The following is a 17,283-nucleotide window of genomic DNA, read 5'->3' on the forward strand; positions in this document are numbered from 1 at the left end:
CTCGTGCCCCGCCGACAGCTCGCGGGCGAACTCGCCTATGGCCTGACCCAGCTCGGCTGGCCGGCCGATGCCGTCGCCCTTCCAGAACGGAACGCGACCCGGCTGGCCGAATGCCGGGGTCACGACAACGCGGTCGTGGGTGATCTCCTCGATGCGCCAGCTCGTCGCGCCCAGCGCGAAGATATCGCCGACGCGCGACTCGTAGACCATCTCTTCGTCGAGCTCACCCACCCGCCGCCCGCCCTGGGCGTCGCTCTCGCCGCCCACCATAAAGACCCCAAAGAGCCCCCGGTCGGGGATCGTGCCGCCCGAGGTCACTGCGAGGCGTTGCGCGCCGCGCCGGCCCACGATGGTTCCCTCCACGCGGTCCCAGATGATGCGGGGACGCAGCTCCGCGAACTCGTCCGATGGATACCGCCCGCTGAGCAGATCGAGGGTCGCGTCGAATGCGCTCCGGGGCAGCGTCGCGAAGGGCGCGCTTCGGCGAACGGTATCGAACCACTCGTCGACGCCGAGAGCTTCGAGCGCCACGGCGGCCACGGTCTGTTGGGCGAGGATGTCGAGCGGATTCTGCGGAACGGCCAGCTTCTCAATGAGTCCGGCCGACATCCGCTCGGTCGCCACGGTGGTGTGCAGCAGGTCGGCGCGATGCTTGGGAAAGAGGATGCCCTTGCTGATGTCGCCGACGTTGTGACCGGCCCGGCCAATGCGCTGCAGTCCGCTCGCCACCGAGGGCGGCGACTCGACCTGAATTACAAGATCGACGGCGCCCATGTCGATGCCGAGCTCGAGCGACGACGTGGCAACAACGCAGCGTAGGCGACCGGATTTGAGATCGTCCTCGATCATCGCCCTCCGCTCTTTGGAGACGGAGCCGTGGTGGGCCATCGCCAGCAGCGGCTCCGCGCCCGAGGTGGATCCGGATGCCCCCATCAGCTGGGCGGGTGGGCGGGCCGCGGGGTCGGGGGCGTCGCCGAGCCGCATCCGCTCCTCATTGATCTCGTTGAACCGCGCGGTCAGCCGCTCGGCCAGCCGCCGAGAGTTGGCGAACACGATCGTCGATCGGTGCTCCAGAATGCGATCGACGATCTCCTCTTCGACGTGCGGCCAGATGGAGCCCTGAGCGGCGGATGCTGCTGCCGAGCCTTCCTGCGGGGCGACGGTGCCCAGCTCCGTCATATCCTCAACCGGCACGCTCACACTCAGGTCAAAGGTCTTTTCGGCGGGGGGAGCCACGATCGTGGTGGCCGCTGCGCCTCCCAAGAAACGGGCAACCTCGTCAAGCGGGCGAACCGTCGCCGAAAGCCCTACCCGCTGGGCTGGCCGGTCGAGCAGAAGGTCGAGCCGCTCAAGCGAGACCGCGAGGTGCGCACCTCGCTTGGTCGAGGCGACCGCGTGGATCTCGTCGATGATCACCGTTTCGACCGTGCGCAGGGTCTCTCGCGCGGCCGACGTGAGCATCAAGTACAGGGACTCGGGAGTCGTGATGAGAATGTCCGGCGGTGTCTTCTGCAGCATCCGCCGTTCTGCCGGTGTGGTGTCGCCCGACCGCACCCCCACGCGCACCTGCGGCGTCGTTTCGCCGCGGCGGGCTGCAGTCTGCGTTATTCCCACGAGGGGGGAGCGCAGATTGCGTTCGACGTCGACTCCGAGCGCCTTGAGCGGCGATATATACAGAACGCGAGTGCCAGGGGGCTGCGTGCCAGTGGCAGGTTTTGCCGAACCTGCAGCGTTCGCGGGACCGGGGCCGTCGGTCACCGCCGCCGCGAGGTTGTCGATCGCCCAAAGAAAAGCCGCGAGGGTCTTTCCCGAACCCGTCGGCGCCACGACGAGGGCATGCTTTCCGCCAGCAATCGCCTCCCACGCCCCCGCCTGCACGGCGGTTGGTGCGGCGAATGCGCCCTTAAACCATTCCCGTGTCACGGGGCTGAATAGGTCAAGGGGGTCGCGCATCCATCCATCCTGTCTCAGACGCCTGACAGTCGTGTTGCGGGTTCGTTCTTACCGGGGGTGCAGCTCTCTGGTGCAAGACTATGAAGCATGAGCGCAACTGGAACCCCCGATCCCGGCAACGCGTGGCTCTCCGATGTCGAGCTTCTCGAGATTCGCCGGCGCATGCCCATTCTCTATGTGGAGGCGGTCCCGGTGCGGCTCGACCCGCTGGGGCTGGTCAGCGAGGTCGGGGTGCTGCTGCGGGCATCCGTCACGGGAGAAATGGGCCGCACTATCGTCTCGGGCCGGGTCATGTACGGCGAGACGGTGAGGGAGGCGTTGTTCCGCCACCTAGAGAAGGACCTCGGGCCAATGGCCTTTCCCCAGTTGCCGGCGAGCCCCGTGCCGTTCTCGGTGGCCGAGTACTTTCCTATGCCCGGCATCAGCCCGTTCACCGACGACCGCCAGCACGCCGTGTCGCTCGCCTATGTTGTTCCGGTCACAGGAACCTGCGAGCCGCGGCAAGATGCGCTCGAGATCACCTGGATGTCTCCGGAGGAGGCGGCAAGCGCCACGGTTGGGCTAGAGATGGACGGCGGCCGCGGTCTGCTGCTGCGCCAGGCCCTTGCCTCGGTGGGAGTGCTCCCGGCCTAGGCTGCCGCTCCGAGCATCCCTAGCGAACGTAGCGAACCTCAACGAGGTCTTCACCCAAAAACGGGTGGACCTCTTCTGCGCCGTCAAGCACCATGCCGTTGCGCTCGTAGAACCGGTGCGCCCGCGGGCTGTCTTTGGCCACCCACAGGTATCCGGGGAGGTCGCCGCAGGCCGCGTCAAACAGCTTCTGCCCGATGCCGGTGCCCTGATACTGGGCGAGCAGGTAGATGAAGTACAGCTCGCGGTCCCGGGGCGGGTTCTCGTCGCGGGCGGGGCCTGAACCAACGAACCCCACGATTTCGCCATCGAGCAGAGCGGCGAACTGGTTGTATTCCTCGCCGCGGGTGGCCATGCGTGACCACAGTTCAGCCATGCGTCGGGGGGAGAGGTTTTCGAGCGAGGCCTTGCTGATCAACTGGTCATAGGTCTCGTGCCAACACTGGGCATGGACTCGGCCAAGGTCTTCGACATCGCTGTCACGGATGGGGCGGATAAGGACTTCGGCAACGTCACTGGTGCTCATGTGTCGAGCCTAAGTCGACTCCGCCTCGATGCGAAATCGAGCACCGGCGAAGTGACAGCAAACTGTCATCCGAGGCCACACGCCGGCGGGCGCTCTCCCTTCCCCGTCCCCCAACGACGCTGAGGGGCGCCATATTCGGGTTCCGGATGCTCCGGAAGCCAAATATGACGCCCCTCAGTGAATATGACGCCCCTCAGTGAAGTGGAGCGGCGAAGCGGGCTACTTAGCCCTGCGCGCGACGTCCGGCGCGGCGCTGGCCGCCAGCGGGAGCGGCTGCCCCCGGCGATGACGTGCTGTAGCTGGTGGTTCCGCCCTGGCGGGTGCGGGGGGCGTGAGAGCCCTGTCCGCCCTGTGATGCTCCGCGACGGGCCTGCCCGCTGCGGGCAGAATCCGAGGATGCGGCGGGGCGGCCCGAGCGGGTCGAGTCGCTTCCGGTGGCAGACGCGGGGCGTCCCGAGCGGTCGCGGCGGGGCTGGCCTGAACCGGCTCCGTCCCGCGCAGCGCGCTTACGCTGGGCGTTTGCGCCCTGCGAGCTGCCGCCGCCGCGAGGCTGCTCCTGCTTGGGGGACGGCTTCACATAGGCGGCGACCTGGCCGACAAGGGCGTTAACCGATGCGGAGTCTGCCGTCACGCGCTCGGGCTGAACGTCGATGGCGGCCTTGCGCAGAAGCGCCAGGGTGTCCTTCTTCTGCGTCGGCAGCATCAGGGTCACAACGTCGCCAGTCGAGCCAGCGCGTGCCGTGCGGCCACTGCGGTGCAGGTATGCCTTGTGCTCGGCGGGCGGGTCAACGTGGATCACGAGCTCGATGTTGTCGACGTGCACGCCGCGGGCTGCGACATCCGTTGCGACCAGAACCTTGGCGGTTCCTTCGCTGAACGCGGCAAGGTTGCGGTCGCGCTGCGGCTGCGAGAGGTTTCCGTGCAGATCCACTGCGGGGATGCCCGACTCGGTCAGCTGCTTGGCAAGCTTCTTGGCGTGGTGCTTGGTGCGCATAAAGAGGATGCGGCGGCCGGTGCCCGACGCGAGCTTCTCAATGAGAACCTTCTTGGCGTCGACGCCGTCGACCTCGAAGAGGTGGTGAGTCATGTCGGCGACGTGCGAGGTGGCCTCGTCGACGGAATGCAGAACCTCGTTGTGCAAGAACCGCTTGACCAGCTTGTCAACGCCGTTGTCGAGCGTGGCGCTAAAGAGCAGGCGCTGGCCGTTCTGGGGCGTCTTGTCGAGGATGCGGGTCACGACGGGCAAGAAGCCGAGGTCGGCCATGTGGTCGGCCTCGTCGAGCACGGTGATCTCGATGGCGTCGAGGGTTGCGAAGCCCTGCTTCATGAGGTCTTCGAGGCGGCCGGGGCAGGCGACGACGATGTCGACACCGGCCTTGAGTGCGGCAACCTGGCGCTGCTGCGAGACGCCACCGAAGATCGTGGTGACCTTGAGGCCATAAGCATCGGCGAGCGGCTCGATCACATTGGTGATCTGGGTTGCGAGCTCGCGGGTGGGGGCAAGTACGAGGCCGAGTGGGCGGCCGCTGCGACGCTTGCCACCGGCGAGGGCGCCGCCGAGGCGGGCAACCATGGGAATGGAGAAGGCGAGGGTCTTGCCAGAGCCGGTCTTGCCGCGGCCGAGAACGTCACGGCCGTTGAGGGTATCCGGCAGGGTGTCGACCTGGATGGGGAAGGCGGTCGTCTTGCCGTTTGCTTCAAGCACGGAGACGAGGGCCGACGGCACGCCAAGCGCGCCGAATGTGGTTTCAGTCAAGGTGGTTCTTTCTTTGCAGTCCCTGGGCACAAGGGCGCGCAGCGCCGTAGAAACCCGGAAGGGTTGGGCGAAGGTGGCGATGGCCACATCCGTTCGCCGTGAGAAGAATGTCAACCGTTTAAGTACGGTGAGTGATGCGTTCTACGACGCAGGGAACACGTGAAACGCGTTCGCAAGTGGTGCCAGCCTAGCATCCCGCATCGCTTTTCGGTCTGAATGGCAGCTACGCTCCCGTAGCCTTGGGGGTATGGCGGCATCAAAGACTTACAAGACCGGGCGCAACCGGGGCGACTCATTCGACGTTGGGGTGCGCCAGTCGGTCGCGGTTCCGCTGGATGCGGCATGGGCATTTTTGGTCGGGCCTGGCCTGCCTCTGTGGCTGGGTGAGACCGAGCTGCCCACGAAGCAGAACGACACCTACGAGACAGAAGACGGCGTGCGTGGAGTCATCCACCGCTATGCCGAGAACGAGAAGGTCAAGCTCACGTGGCGTCCCGCCGATTGGCCTCATAACACCACCCTCACGGTTGCGGTCAAGCAGGCCGACGGTCACATTGTCGTGAGCATCAACCACGATGGCCTCGCCGACCGTGAAGAGCGCTCGATGATGTTGGGGCACTGGAAGAATGTGCTCGCCGACGTGGTCAACCGTCTCGAGAATCTGTAAAGCACGCCGTAACAGGTTCGCCCGTCTCGGTACGATCTCGGGGTGACTTCTCCCGATTCTCCCCACACGCAGTCCTTCTATCAGGTGCGATTCGACTGGGGCATTGCCGGCGCTGAGGCGCTCGCAGGCTCCGACGCGATCGTGTGGGTCGATGAGCTCGGCACCCCGCAGGTGCCGTCAGTCGAGACGGATGCCGTGGTTGTCGCTGGCGGCATTGCCAACGCTGCGGCCGTTGCCGAGTGGATGCTCGCCAAACAAGAGGAGCGTGGCGACCGCTTTCGCATCGCGGTCGTTGCCGCTGGAGAGCATCGCCCTGACGGCTCGCTGCGGTTCGCGGTAGAGGATCAGCTGGGGGCCGGGGCCGTCATCGATGCCCTCACGGCCGTCGGTCTCGACCACTGCTCGCCTGAGGCTGCGGCAGCATCCGCCGCCTATTTCGGTCTTCGCCGCGCCACCAAGCACCTGCTGGGCGCAACGGTCACGTCGCGGCAACTGGGCGGGGTGCAGATCGACCTCACGCCGACAACCGAGGTGCCCGTGCTCATTGATTTCGCCGACAAGCGAGACACGAGAGACAAGAGTTAGGGCGGGCGCGAACTAGCGCCGACGAGTCGGGGCTGGGGTCTGCTTCTGCCAGGTGATGGCGTTGCGGGGGTCGAATCCGCGAGCGCATTTGCCGCATGCGAGCGGCCGGGTCGGCTTGCGGTAGCGGTAGTGCGCGTGGCCGGACGGGCAGGTGCCCACCCAGGGCGCCAGCTCCTTGGCGACTTCTCCGTCGTGCGTTCTGCCGCCGACATAACCGAGATCTGCCGCCGTTGCCTTCCACGTGGGCCCGTGGCCGGCCCGAGGCCCGGCCATCGCGTGGGCGACCTCGTGCAGCAGGATCTGGTGGATCTCGTCGTCGTCGAAGCGCTCCGCCAGGTACTTCGACACCGTGATGCGCTTGTGCGTGTAATTGCACAGGCCAGCACGGGTTTTGGCGTTGTCGAAGCCGAATGTCCACGCAGCGTCGAGGTGGAGCGCAATGAGGGCGTTCGCCCACACGCGCACCCGAGCCAGATCAGCCATGCTTCGAGCCTAAACCGCTGCCGCTGACCGCGAGGGTCTGAGGGGCGGGGTGTTACAGCTCGTCGACAAACGACTCGGCAATGGCGGTGGCCATCATCGCGTTATCGATGTCGGATGCACTGGCTCCGATGCGAACGCGGATGGTCACGGCGGCGCGAAAGTCGATCAGCGCGGCCTTGTACTCGCCGAGTCCGAACTGCAGTTTTCCCCGCTCAAGCAGGGCGAGGGCCTCGGCGACGGCCCATTCGTGGGAGCGTGCCTCATCGACGCACGAGGTTAGATCGATAAGTGCGGTCTCGGGTTTGCCGAGGTCGCGCTGCACCATAGCCCGGCGGATTCGTGCGAGGCAGATCTCTTCGCGGTCGGCCGAGAAGCGGGCCTGACGGAGCGCCAGGTTCGCCATGTCCCAGGCTTCGTCGAGACGGCCAACGAGTCGCAGCAGTGCGACCTTCTCGTTGAGCGCGTCAGAGCTGCGCAGGTTGCCGAGGTCTTCAAGCCGCGCCCCGGCTGCCTGCATGTCGACCTTCTCGCGAAGGGTGGTTGGGTCATAACCCAGGATGATGCTCACGTGGTGCCCCGATCGGTTCTCCCGTACAGGCTAACCCGGCTATCGCCGTTGGAGCGGGATCTGCAACAGCTTGTCGTCCCCCGGTTGGGGGTTGCCTCGGCCGTCGGTGTTGTTGGTGAGCACCCAGAGTGTGTCGCCCGGCCCGGCAATTGCATCCCGCAGTCGCCCGTATTCGCCCGCGAAATAGGGTGCAGCCTCCGCGGAGTCGTCGCCCACCCCAATGCCCCAGAGGCGTTCGCCACGCAACGCGGCCATGAAGAGCGTGTCGGCGACGGCGGCGAGGCCGCTAGGGCTGGCGTCGGCTGTCGCCCACTGCTGAATGGGGTCGAGGTAGCGTTCGGTGTTGGTGATGCCTTCGGCGTCGGGCCAGCCATAGTTGCCCCCTGGCGTGATGATGTTGAGCTCGTCCCACGTGTTCTGCCCGAACTCCGACGCATAGAGCGTTCCGTCTTCGGCCCACGCGATGCCCTGGGGGTTGCGATGCCCGAGCGTGTAGACGAGGGATCCGGGGAACGGGTTGTCGCCGGGCGCCGACCCGTCCGGAGTCATCCGCAGAATCTTGCCGGCCAGCGAATCGAGATCCTGAGCGGCGGTGCCACGGCCGGCGTCACCCGTCGTGGCGTAGAGCATGCCGTCGGGGCCAAAGGCGAGGCGCCCGCCGTTGTGGTTGCCGGCGCGGGGGATGCCGGTGAGCACGTCCTCCGCCTCGCCGAGCGAGAGCGCGCCAGCCGTGCCGACCAGGGGCATCCGCACAATGCGGTTATCGGATGCCGCGGTCAGGTAGCAATACAGCCACACATCGGTTCCCTGCCGCAGAACCGCGAGGCCGAGCAGCCCGCCTTCTCCGCCCGAAGCCACCCCGGGCACGGTTCCGGCGTCGCGGAGGGTGCCCCCTGCCGTGAGTTCCTTGACGATTGCGGTGTCGCGCTCGCTGATGAGGGCGGATGCTCCCGGCAGCTGATCTTCCGTGAGCCGGACTACAGACCATGGCGCGGCGAGGCCCTCGGCGAGCACTCCGACGGCACCGCCCGGTTCGACGGGGCCAGTGAGCCCCGGCGTCGGCGTGGGCGCGGCGCTCGCCGGGGTTGTCGGTGCGGGTGTCGACCGCGGCGCAGAGGGCATGCAGCCGGTGAGAGCAAGCGTGAGAGCGAGGGTTGCCGTCAGCGCCAGGGCGCATACCGCCCTGCCAGTGCGTGTGCTGCGCCGAGACATCCTGGCCTCCTAGTGCTTATGTGGTCGGCTTATTTGCCCGTCTGGAAGATGTTTTTCGACGGCGGGGGCGAAGGAATCGCTGTCGTATCGGTGACGACGGGGGCTCCCGCGATCCAGTCGGTGAGCTCGCGACCGTCGATGACTTTGGCCGGATGCGGTCCGCCCGCGAGCAGCCGGGGCATCCATTCGAGCGGCAGTGGGGTGGCCGAGCCGACGAGCACGACGTTGCCAAAGCGGCGGCCCTTCAGGATCTGGGTTTCTGCGAGGGCGGCGACGTGGCCCGTCGCGGTCATCAGGGTGGCGGCCTGGCCGCGAGCAAAGGCGAGTCCGGGGCCGTCGGCGATGTTCACTGCGACGATGCCGCCCGGTGCGAGCAGCTCCACGACCGACCGATAGAACTCCACGCTCGTGACATGGGCGGGGATGCGGGCGCCCCCGAAGACATCCACGATCACGAGATCGACGGAGCCCCGCAGGCCCGTCGGCAGCTTCTCGAGCACGGCGCGGGCATCCCCGTGGCGCACCCGGATCGATGCTCCCTTGGGCAGGGGAAGGTGTTCGCGAACAAACGCGACCAGGTCGCTCTCCAGCTCGACGACCTGCTGGCGAGAGCCGGGGCGAGTCGCCTCCACATAGCGGGGCAGCGTCATGGCGCCGGCGCCGAGGTGCACCGCGGTGATCGGGCCCTCCGGCAGCTGGTCGATCACAAGACCGATGCGCTGCACGTATTCGAAGAACAGCTTGGTGGGGTCGTCGAGGTGAACATTCGACTGCGGAGTGCCGTCCACCACGAGCGTGTAACTGCCTTCGAACCAGCGTTCCGGCTCGATCGTGGCTTTGAATCCGCTGAGAGAAAGAACGGTAGACGGATGCTCGGTGCCAGACATAGGGGCATCTTCCCATGCGTTCTGGGGTGTCGGATGTGGCGGTTCGCGCGTTTATAGCGGAATTCCCGAAATTGGTCAAGAATCGACTGGACAGTTTGCAGGATCGCAAACTATAGTTGACCTTTGCGCTCCCAGAATTGCTCTGCCTTCATATTGCGGTCGGCCTATGCGTATCCGGACTCCGGTCCCGATAACCCAAATGTAGGTTCTGGCGGGTGCTTCACGAACAATCCGTATCGACAAGCTCACACCGACTGGCATCGCCCGACTGTATTGACCCATTGGGGTCACGGAGGTTATTTCCTTGGCTGCTGCGCGCAACGCATCCACCACGAACTCATCACAGAAGGGAAACCCGAAGAACGGTCGCGACCATTCTCGGCTTTCCTTCGCCAAGATCTCGGACAACCTGACGGTCCCCGATCTGCTCGCTCTGCAGACCGAAAGCTTCGACTGGCTCGTCGGCAACGACGCGTGGAAGGCACGCGCCGCTGACGCTAAGGCGTCCGGCCGCGAAGACCTGCCGTCGCTGACCGGCCTCGAGGAGATCTTCGAAGAGATCTCCCCGATCGAGGACCTCGGCGAGACGATGCAGCTCTCGTTCACCAACCCCTTCCTCGAAGAGAAGAAGTACTCGATCGACGAGTGCAAGGAGAAGGGCAAGACCTACTCCGCTCCTCTCTATGTCGAGGCCGAGTTCATGAACCACCTCACGGGTGAGATCAAGACTCAGACGGTCTTCATGGGCGACTTCCCGCTCATGACCCCCAAGGGCACCTTCGTTATCAACGGCACCGAGCGTGTCGTCGTTTCGCAGCTCGTCCGCAGCCCCGGCGTCTACTTCGACAGCGCCCAGGAGAAGACCTCCGACAAGGACATCTACTCCGCTCGCATCATCCCGAGCCGTGGTGCATGGCTCGAGTTCGAGATCGACAAGCGCGACCAGGTCGGCGTTCGCATCGACCGCAAGCGCAAGCAGTCCGTCACGGTCTTCATGAAGGCCCTCGGCATGACCAGCGAAGAGATCCTCGCTGAGTTCAAGGGCTTCGCGTCGATCGAGGCAACCCTTGAGAAGGACAACATCCTTACCAAGGAAGAAGCCCTCAAGGACATCTACCGCAAGCTCCGCCCGGGCGAGCAGGTTGCTGCCGAGGCCGCGCGTGCGCTGCTCGACAACTTCTACTTCAACCCCAAGCGTTATGACCTCGCCAAGGTTGGTCGCTACAAGATCAACCGCAAGCTGGGCATCGAGGCGCCCCTGTCGTCGTCGGTCCTGACCCGCGAAGACATCATTGCGACCATCAAGTACCTCGTGGCTCTGCACGACGAGCAGAAGACGCTCCCGGGCATCCGCGATGGCAAGAAGGTCGACATCCGTCTCGACATCGACGACATCGACCACTTCGGTAACCGTCGTATCCGCGCCGTCGGCGAGCTCATCCAGAACCAGGTTCGCACCGGTCTTTCCCGCATGGAGCGCGTCGTTCGCGAGCGCATGACCACGCAGGACATCGAGGCCATCACGCCGCAGACCCTGATCAACGTGCGCCCCGTCGTCGCCGCGATCAAGGAGTTCTTCGGAACCTCGCAGCTCTCGCAGTTCATGGACCAGAACAACCCGCTCGCGGGTCTGACCCACAAGCGTCGTCTCTCGGCGCTGGGCCCTGGTGGTCTGAGCCGTGAGCGCGCCGGTGTCGAGGTGCGTGACGTTCACCCGTCGCACTACGGCCGTATGTGCCCCATTGAGACCCCTGAAGGCCCCAACATTGGTCTGATCGGCTCGCTGGCATCGTTCGCCCGCATCAACTCGTTCGGTTTCATCGAGACCCCGTACCGTCGCGTTGTCGACGGCGTGGTCACCGAGACGATCGACTACCTCACCGCTAGCGAAGAAGACGAGTACGTCGTCGCACAGGCAAACGCGCCTCTGACGTCGGATGCTCGCTTCGCTGACCCTCGCGTTCTTGCTCGTAAGAAGGACGGCGAAGTTGACCTCGTCCCCGTCGACGAGATCGGCTACATGGATGTTTCGCCGCGCCAGATGGTGTCGGTCGCGACCTCGCTGATCCCCTTCCTTGAGCACGACGACGCGAACCGCGCCCTCATGGGTGCCAACATGCAGCGTCAGGCTGTTCCGCTGCTTCGCAGCGAGTCGCCTGTCGTTGGTACCGGTATGGAGGGCTACGCAGCCATCGACGCCGGCGACGTTGTCACCGCCACGAAGGCTGGTGTCGTCTCCGAGGTATCGGCAGACGTCGTCACGGTTCAGCTCGATGAGGGTGGAACCCAGGACTACTACCTCCGCAAGTTCGACCGCTCCAACCAGGGCACGAGCTACAACCACCGCGTGATCGTCAACGCTGGCGACCGCATCGAGGTTGGCGAGGTCATCGCTGATGGCCCCGCGACGGAGAACGGTGAGCTCGCGCTCGGCAAGAACCTCCTCGTAGCGTTCATGCCGTGGGAGGGCTACAACTACGAAGACGCGATCATCCTGAGCCAGAACCTGGTCAAGGACGACGTGCTCAGCTCGATTCACATCGAGGAGTACGAGGTCGACGCCCGCGACACCAAGCTCGGCAAGGAGGAGATCACCCGTGACCTCCCCAACGTGAGCCCCGAGCTCATGGCCGACCTTGACGAGCGCGGCATCATCCGCATCGGTGCAGAGGTTCGCCCCGGCGACATCCTCGTTGGCAAGGTCACGCCTAAGGGTGAGACCGAGCTCAGCGCCGAGGAGCGCCTGCTTCGCGCAATCTTCAACGAGAAGAGCCGCGAGGTTCGCGACACGTCGCTCAAGGTTCCCCACGGCGAAGAGGGCACCATCATCGGTGTCAAGGTCTTCGACGCACAGGATGGCGACGACGAGCTCGGCTCTGGTGTCAACCAGCGCGTTGTCGTCTACATCGCCCAGAAGCGCAAGATCACCGCTGGTGACAAGCTCGCTGGCCGTCACGGCAACAAGGGTGTTATCTCCCGCATCCTGCCCGTCGAGGACATGCCGTTCCTCGCGGACGGCACGCCGGTAGACATCATCCTGAACCCGCTGGGCGTGCCCGGTCGAATGAACTTCGGCCAGGTGCTCGAGATCCACCTCGGATGGATCGCCAAGCAGGGCTGGGAGATCGAGGGCAAGCCCAAGTGGGCCGCAGCTCTCCCGACCGAGGCCTACAGTGCAGCGCCGAACACCAAGGTTGCGACCCCCGTGTTTGACGGTGCGCTCGAGACCGAGATCGAGGGTCTGCTCGAGTCCACGCTCCCCACCCGCGACGGAGATCGCCTCATCGGCTCCTCCGGCAAGGCGCAGCTCTTCGATGGCCGCTCCGGCGAGCCGTACCCGGAGCCGATCTCGGTTGGCTACATGTACATCCTCAAGCTGCACCACCTCGTCGACGACAAGATCCACGCTCGCTCGACCGGCCCGTACTCGATGATCACCCAGCAGCCGCTCGGTGGTAAGGCGCAGTTCGGTGGACAGCGTTTCGGCGAGATGGAGGTGTGGGCCCTCGAGGCCTATGGAGCCGCTTACGCGCTCCAGGAGCTCCTCACCATCAAGTCGGACGACATTCTCGGTCGCGTCAAGGTGTACGAGGCGATCGTCAAGGGTGAGAACATCCAGGAGCCCGGCATCCCCGAGTCCTTCAAGGTGCTCATCAAGGAAATGCAGTCGCTTTGCCTGAACGTCGAGGTGCTCTCGGCCGACGGTACAGCCGTAAGTCTCAAGGACACGGATGACGAGGTCTTCCGTGCTGCTGAAGAGCTCGGCATCAACATTTCCTCCCGGTTCGAGAACTCGTCAATCGACGAGATCTAGTCCCAGGCCAAGACGACAACTTAGTTTCATTTCCAAGGAGAAAAATTGCTCGACGTAACCACGTTCGATGAGCTTCGTATTGGCCTCGCGACCGCAGACGACATCCGTCGCTGGTCGCACGGTGAGGTGAAGAAGCCTGAGACGATCAACTACCGCACGCTCAAGCCCGAGAAGGATGGCCTCTTCGGAGAGCAGATCTTCGGCCCGAGCCGTGACTGGGAGTGCTCCTGTGGCAAGTACAAGCGTGTGCGCTTCAAGGGCATCGTTTGTGAGCGCTGTGGCGTAGAGGTCACGAAGTCGTCTGTGCGCCGTGAGCGCATGGGCCACATCGAACTCGCCGCCCCCGTCACCCACATCTGGTACTTCAAGGGTGTTCCTAGCCGCCTCGGCTACCTGCTCGACATGGCGCCGAAGGACCTCGAAAAGGTCATCTACTTCGCCGCATACATGGTGATTTCGGTCGACGAGCAGGGCCGTCACGACGACATGCCCGGTCTTGAGAACGAGATCCGTCTGGAGATCGCTGAGCTCGAGAAGCAGCGCGACTCCAAGATCGCTGACCGTCTTGCCAAGCTCGAGACTGACCTTGCCGCTCTTGAAGAAGAGGGTGCAAAGGCAGATCAGAAGCGCCGCACGAAGGATGGCGCCGAGAAGGAGATGTCGCAGACCCGCAAGGCCTTCGACGAGCAGATCGCTCAGCTTGAGCGCGTGTGGGAAGACTTCCGCACCCTCAAGGTTGGCGACCTCAAGCCTGAAGACAGCGTCTTCCACGAGCTCCAGGACCGTTTCGGAATCTACTTCGAGGCCTTCATGGGCGCCGAGGCCATCCAGAAGCGTCTCCTCTCGTTCGACCTTCAGGCCGAGAGCGACGAGCTGCACGACCAGATCGCCAACGGCAAGGGTCAGAAGAAGATCCGCGCCATCAAGCGGCTCAAGGTTGTCAACTCGTTCCTGCAGACCGGCAACTCGCCGGCCGCAATGGTGCTCGAGGTTGTTCCGGTTATCCCGCCGGAGCTTCGCCCGATGGTGCAGCTCGACGGTGGACGTTTCGCAACGTCTGACCTCAACGACCTGTACCGCCGTGTGATCAACCGCAACAACCGTCTTCGTCGTCTGCTTGACCTCGGTGCCCCCGAGATCATCGTCAACAACGAGAAGCGGATGCTGCAGGAGGCCGTCGACGCACTGTTCGACAACGGTCGTCGTGGTCGCCCGGTGACGGGTACCGGCAACCGCGCCCTCAAGTCCCTCAGCGACATGCTGAAGGGTAAGCAGGGTCGATTCCGCCAGAACCTCCTGGGCAAGCGCGTTGACTACTCTGGCCGTTCGGTCATCATCGTCGGCCCGCAGCTCAAGCTGCACCAGTGTGGTCTGCCCAAGCAGATGGCTCTCGAGCTGTTCAAGCCGTTCGTGATCAAGCGTCTTATCGACCTGAGCCACGCGCAGAACATCAAGAGCGCCAAGCGCATGGTTGAGCGTTCACGCCCGCAGGTGTGGGATGTGCTCGAGGAGATCATCCGCGAGCGCCCCGTTCTGCTGAACCGCGCACCTACGCTTCACCGTCTGGGCATCCAGGCGTTTGAGCCCCAGCTCGTTGAGGGCAAGGCCATCCAGCTTCACCCGCTCGTGTGCGCAGCGTTCAACGCTGACTTCGACGGTGACCAGATGGCGGTGCACCTGCCGCTGTCGGTCGAGGCTCAGGCCGAGGCCCGCGTGCTGATGCTCGCCTCGAACAACATCCTCAAGCCGTCTGACGGCCGCCCGGTGACCCTGCCCGCACAGGACATGATCATCGGTCTGCACCACCTCACCACGCTGGTGGAGGGTGCAGAGGGCGAAGGCCGTGCGTTCTCGTCGATCGCCGAGGCTATCCTCGCGTTCGACCAGAAGTCGCTCAGCCTCAACGCCAAGGCGCGCATCCGCCTCGTCGGTGAGAAGTTCGAGGGTGGACGCCAGCTGGTCGAGACCTCGCTCGGTCGCGCACTCTTCAACGAGGCGCTGCCGGTCGATTACCCCTGGGTTGAGGCGCTTGCCGACAAGGGCCAGCTCTCCGCGATCGTCAACGACCTCGCAGAGCGCTACCCCAAGGTGGAGGTCGCGGCAACGCTCGACCGCATCAAGGACGCCGGTTACTACTGGGCTACCCGCTCGGGCGTTACCGCTGCTCTCTCTGACTTCGTGAGCCCGCCCAACAAGCGCGAGATCATTGCAGGCTACGAGAAGCAGGCTGCAAAGGTTCAGAGCCAGTTCGAGAAGGGCCTCACGACCGACGCCGAGCGTCGCCAGGAGCTCATCGAGATCTGGAACAAGGCAACGGCCGAGGTCGCCACGGCGATGCAGGACAACATGCCGTCTGACAACAACATCAACCGCATGGTCACCTCTGGTGCTCGTGGTAACTGGATGCAGGTTCGTCAGATCGCCGGTATGCGTGGTCTGGTGTCGAACCCGAAGGGTGAGATTATCCCTCGCCCGATCCTGTCGTCCTACCGCGAGGGCCTCTCGGTTGCCGAGTACTTCATCGCAACCCACGGTGCCCGTAAGGGTCTGGCCGACACGGCGCTTCGTACCGCCGACTCCGGTTACCTGACCCGTCGTCTGGTCGACGTTTCGCAGGATGTCATCATCCGCGAGGACGACTGTGGCACGTCGCGTGGTCTCGAGCTTGTGCTCGCAGCCCCCGACGCCAACGGTGTTCTCGTCGCTGACCCCAACGTCGAGAACTCGCTCTACGCCCGCAGCCTTGCTGAGGACGCAGTCGACGCCAAGGGAACGGTTATCGCCAAGGCTGGTGACGACGTCGGAGACGTTCTCATCGCTGACCTCATCGCGGCGGGCATCACGCACGCCAAGGTGCGCTCGGTGCTCACATGTGAGTCGGCCGCCGGTGTATGTGCTGTTTGCTACGGTCGCTCGCTGGCCACCGGCAAGCTCGTCGACATCGGAGAGGCCGTCGGCATCATCGCGGCTCAGTCGATCGGTGAGCCCGGAACGCAGCTCACGATGCGTACCTTCCACACCGGTGGTGTCGCATCCGCTGATGACATCACGCAGGGTCTGCCGCGCGTCACGGAGCTCTTCGAGGCTCGCACCCCCAAGGGTGCTTCCCCGATCGCCGAGGCCGCTGGTCGCATCACCATCGAGGACACGGACCGCAGCCGCAAGCTGATCCTGACCCCCGACAGTGGCGACGAGCCCATCGCGTACCCCGTGCTCAAGCGTGCAACCCTCCTCGTTGAGGATGGCGAGCACGTTGAGCTTGGTCAGCAGTTGCACATCGGTGCGATTGACCCCAAGGAGGTTCTGCGGGTTCGCGGTGTTCGCGCCGTTCAGCAGCACCTCGTCGATGGTGTCCAGGGCGTTTACCGCTCGCAGGGTGTGCCGATTCACGACAAGCACATCGAGGTCATCGTTCGTCAGATGCTCCGCAAGGTCACCGTGGTCGACCACGGCGACACCGGACTCCTGCCGGGCGAGCTTGTCGACCGTTCGAAGTACAACACTCTCAACCGTGCTGCGCTGACCGAGGGTCGCAAGACCGCTTCGGCCCGCCAGGAGGTTATGGGTATCACCAAGGCGTCGCTCGCGACCGAGTCGTGGCTGTCGGCCGCGTCGTTCCAGGAGACCACGCGTGTTCTCACGCAGGCCGCCATGGACGGCAAGTCCGACCCGCTGCTCGGCCTCAAGGAGAACGTGATCATCGGAAAGCTGATCCCGGCCGGTACGGGTCTTCCCCGCTACCGCAACGTCTCGGTAGAGGCGACGGAAGAGGCGAAGGCGGAGCGTTACCCGAACCGCATCTTCTCTGACGACTCGTCGTTTAGCGAAGCTGACCTGAGCTTTGTCGATTTCGACAGCTTCAGCTCGGATGACTTCACGCCAGGCACCTACAACTAATAGGTAGCTTTATCCCGTTCGAACGGCCCGTCACCTCACGGTGGCGGGCCGTTCGTCGTTGCGGGGCACGCAGGGCGATAATGTTGCTCGGGGAGTCCTCCCCATCGACCTGAGGTCGACGGGCTGGTGAGCTTAGAGGTGGCTTTCGCGCGGGCGGGGCACGCAAAGGAGACCGAGTGAGCGTCACGCTTGACGAGGACGATGTCATCTATGGCCTCGGAGACGACGGCCGTCCCGATCCTGCCTACCCCCAGAGCCTCGGCATCGTGCCGGCTCCGCCGGGCCTGCGCTCGCTCGCGTTCGCG

At 64.6% G+C, this 17,283-nt stretch carries 12 protein-coding genes; 5 read left to right on the top strand and 7 right to left on the bottom strand.

Translation table 11 applies throughout. From position 1 onward, the window contains the following. Positions 1–1,953, bottom strand: a 1,953-nt coding sequence (locus AC062T_RS07285) for a DEAD/DEAH box helicase (protein WP_476028705.1), incomplete at its 3' end; no start/stop codon positions are given. A gap of 87 nt (positions 1,954–2,040) precedes the next feature. Here AC062T_RS07285 and AC062T_RS07290 point away from each other — a divergent pair. Further along, positions 2,041–2,586: an NUDIX hydrolase family protein gene (locus tag AC062T_RS07290; RefSeq protein ID WP_108517885.1), complete on the top strand. Its 546-nt coding sequence runs from the start codon at positions 2,041–2,043 to the stop codon at positions 2,584–2,586. A 19-nt stretch (positions 2,587–2,605) separates the two neighbouring features. Here the strand turns inward: AC062T_RS07290 and AC062T_RS07295 are convergent, their stop codons facing one another. Next, positions 2,606–3,109 (bottom strand): N-acetyltransferase family protein, encoded by a 504-nt coding sequence (locus tag AC062T_RS07295; RefSeq protein ID WP_476028708.1) that lies wholly within the window; start codon positions 3,107–3,109, stop codon positions 2,606–2,608. Between the two features lie 223 nt (positions 3,110–3,332). Continuing rightward, entirely contained in the window at positions 3,333–4,865 is a 1,533-nt protein-coding gene (locus AC062T_RS07300) for a DEAD/DEAH box helicase (RefSeq protein ID WP_476028710.1), read from the bottom strand. Positions 4,866–5,112: 247 nt separating this feature from the next. Here AC062T_RS07300 and AC062T_RS07305 point away from each other — a divergent pair, with 247 nt between their 5' ends. Together AC062T_RS07305 and AC062T_RS07310 are read left to right on the top strand one after the other, a co-directional pair. After that, positions 5,113–5,532, top strand: a complete 420-nt coding sequence (locus AC062T_RS07305) for an SRPBCC domain-containing protein (protein WP_108517881.1) — start codon at positions 5,113–5,115, stop codon at positions 5,530–5,532. Positions 5,533–5,574: 42 nt separating this feature from the next. Beyond that, a complete protein-coding gene (locus AC062T_RS07310; RefSeq protein ID WP_476028712.1) occupies positions 5,575–6,117 on the top strand; it encodes a 2-phosphosulfolactate phosphatase in 543 nt (180 codons plus the stop codon). Positions 6,118–6,129: 12 nt separating this feature from the next. On the opposite strand, the gene AC062T_RS07315 is transcribed toward AC062T_RS07310, so the two are convergent. From AC062T_RS07315 to AC062T_RS07330, 4 genes are read right to left on the bottom strand one after another with little or no spacing between them, the layout of a single operon-like run. Beyond that, positions 6,130–6,600, bottom strand: a complete 471-nt coding sequence (locus tag AC062T_RS07315; protein ID WP_476028714.1) for a SprT-like domain-containing protein — start codon at positions 6,598–6,600, stop codon at positions 6,130–6,132. A 52-nt stretch (positions 6,601–6,652) separates the two neighbouring features. Beyond that, entirely contained in the window at positions 6,653–7,168 is a 516-nt protein-coding gene (locus tag AC062T_RS07320) for a tetratricopeptide repeat protein (RefSeq protein WP_233245491.1), read from the bottom strand. A 39-nt stretch (positions 7,169–7,207) separates the two neighbouring features. Beyond that, a complete protein-coding gene (locus AC062T_RS07325) occupies positions 7,208–8,380 on the bottom strand; it encodes a PQQ-dependent sugar dehydrogenase (RefSeq protein WP_476028716.1) in 1,173 nt (390 codons plus the stop codon). A gap of 29 nt (positions 8,381–8,409) precedes the next feature. Beyond that, on the bottom strand, positions 8,410–9,267 hold the full coding sequence (locus AC062T_RS07330; RefSeq protein WP_108997440.1) for a spermidine synthase: 858 nt from the start codon (positions 9,265–9,267) through the stop codon (positions 8,410–8,412). Between the two features lie 304 nt (positions 9,268–9,571). Between AC062T_RS07330 and rpoB the strand changes: the two genes are divergently transcribed. After that, positions 9,572–13,081, top strand: coding sequence for a DNA-directed RNA polymerase subunit beta (rpoB, locus tag AC062T_RS07335; protein WP_476028719.1), 3,510 nt, complete (start codon positions 9,572–9,574; stop codon positions 13,079–13,081). Between the two features lie 45 nt (positions 13,082–13,126). After that, positions 13,127–16,978, top strand: coding sequence for a DNA-directed RNA polymerase subunit beta' (gene rpoC / locus AC062T_RS07340; RefSeq protein ID WP_108517869.1), 3,852 nt, complete (start codon positions 13,127–13,129; stop codon positions 16,976–16,978). The last annotated feature ends 305 nt before the right edge of the window (positions 16,979–17,283 follow it).

The organism is Homoserinimonas sp. (assembly GCF_056262345.1).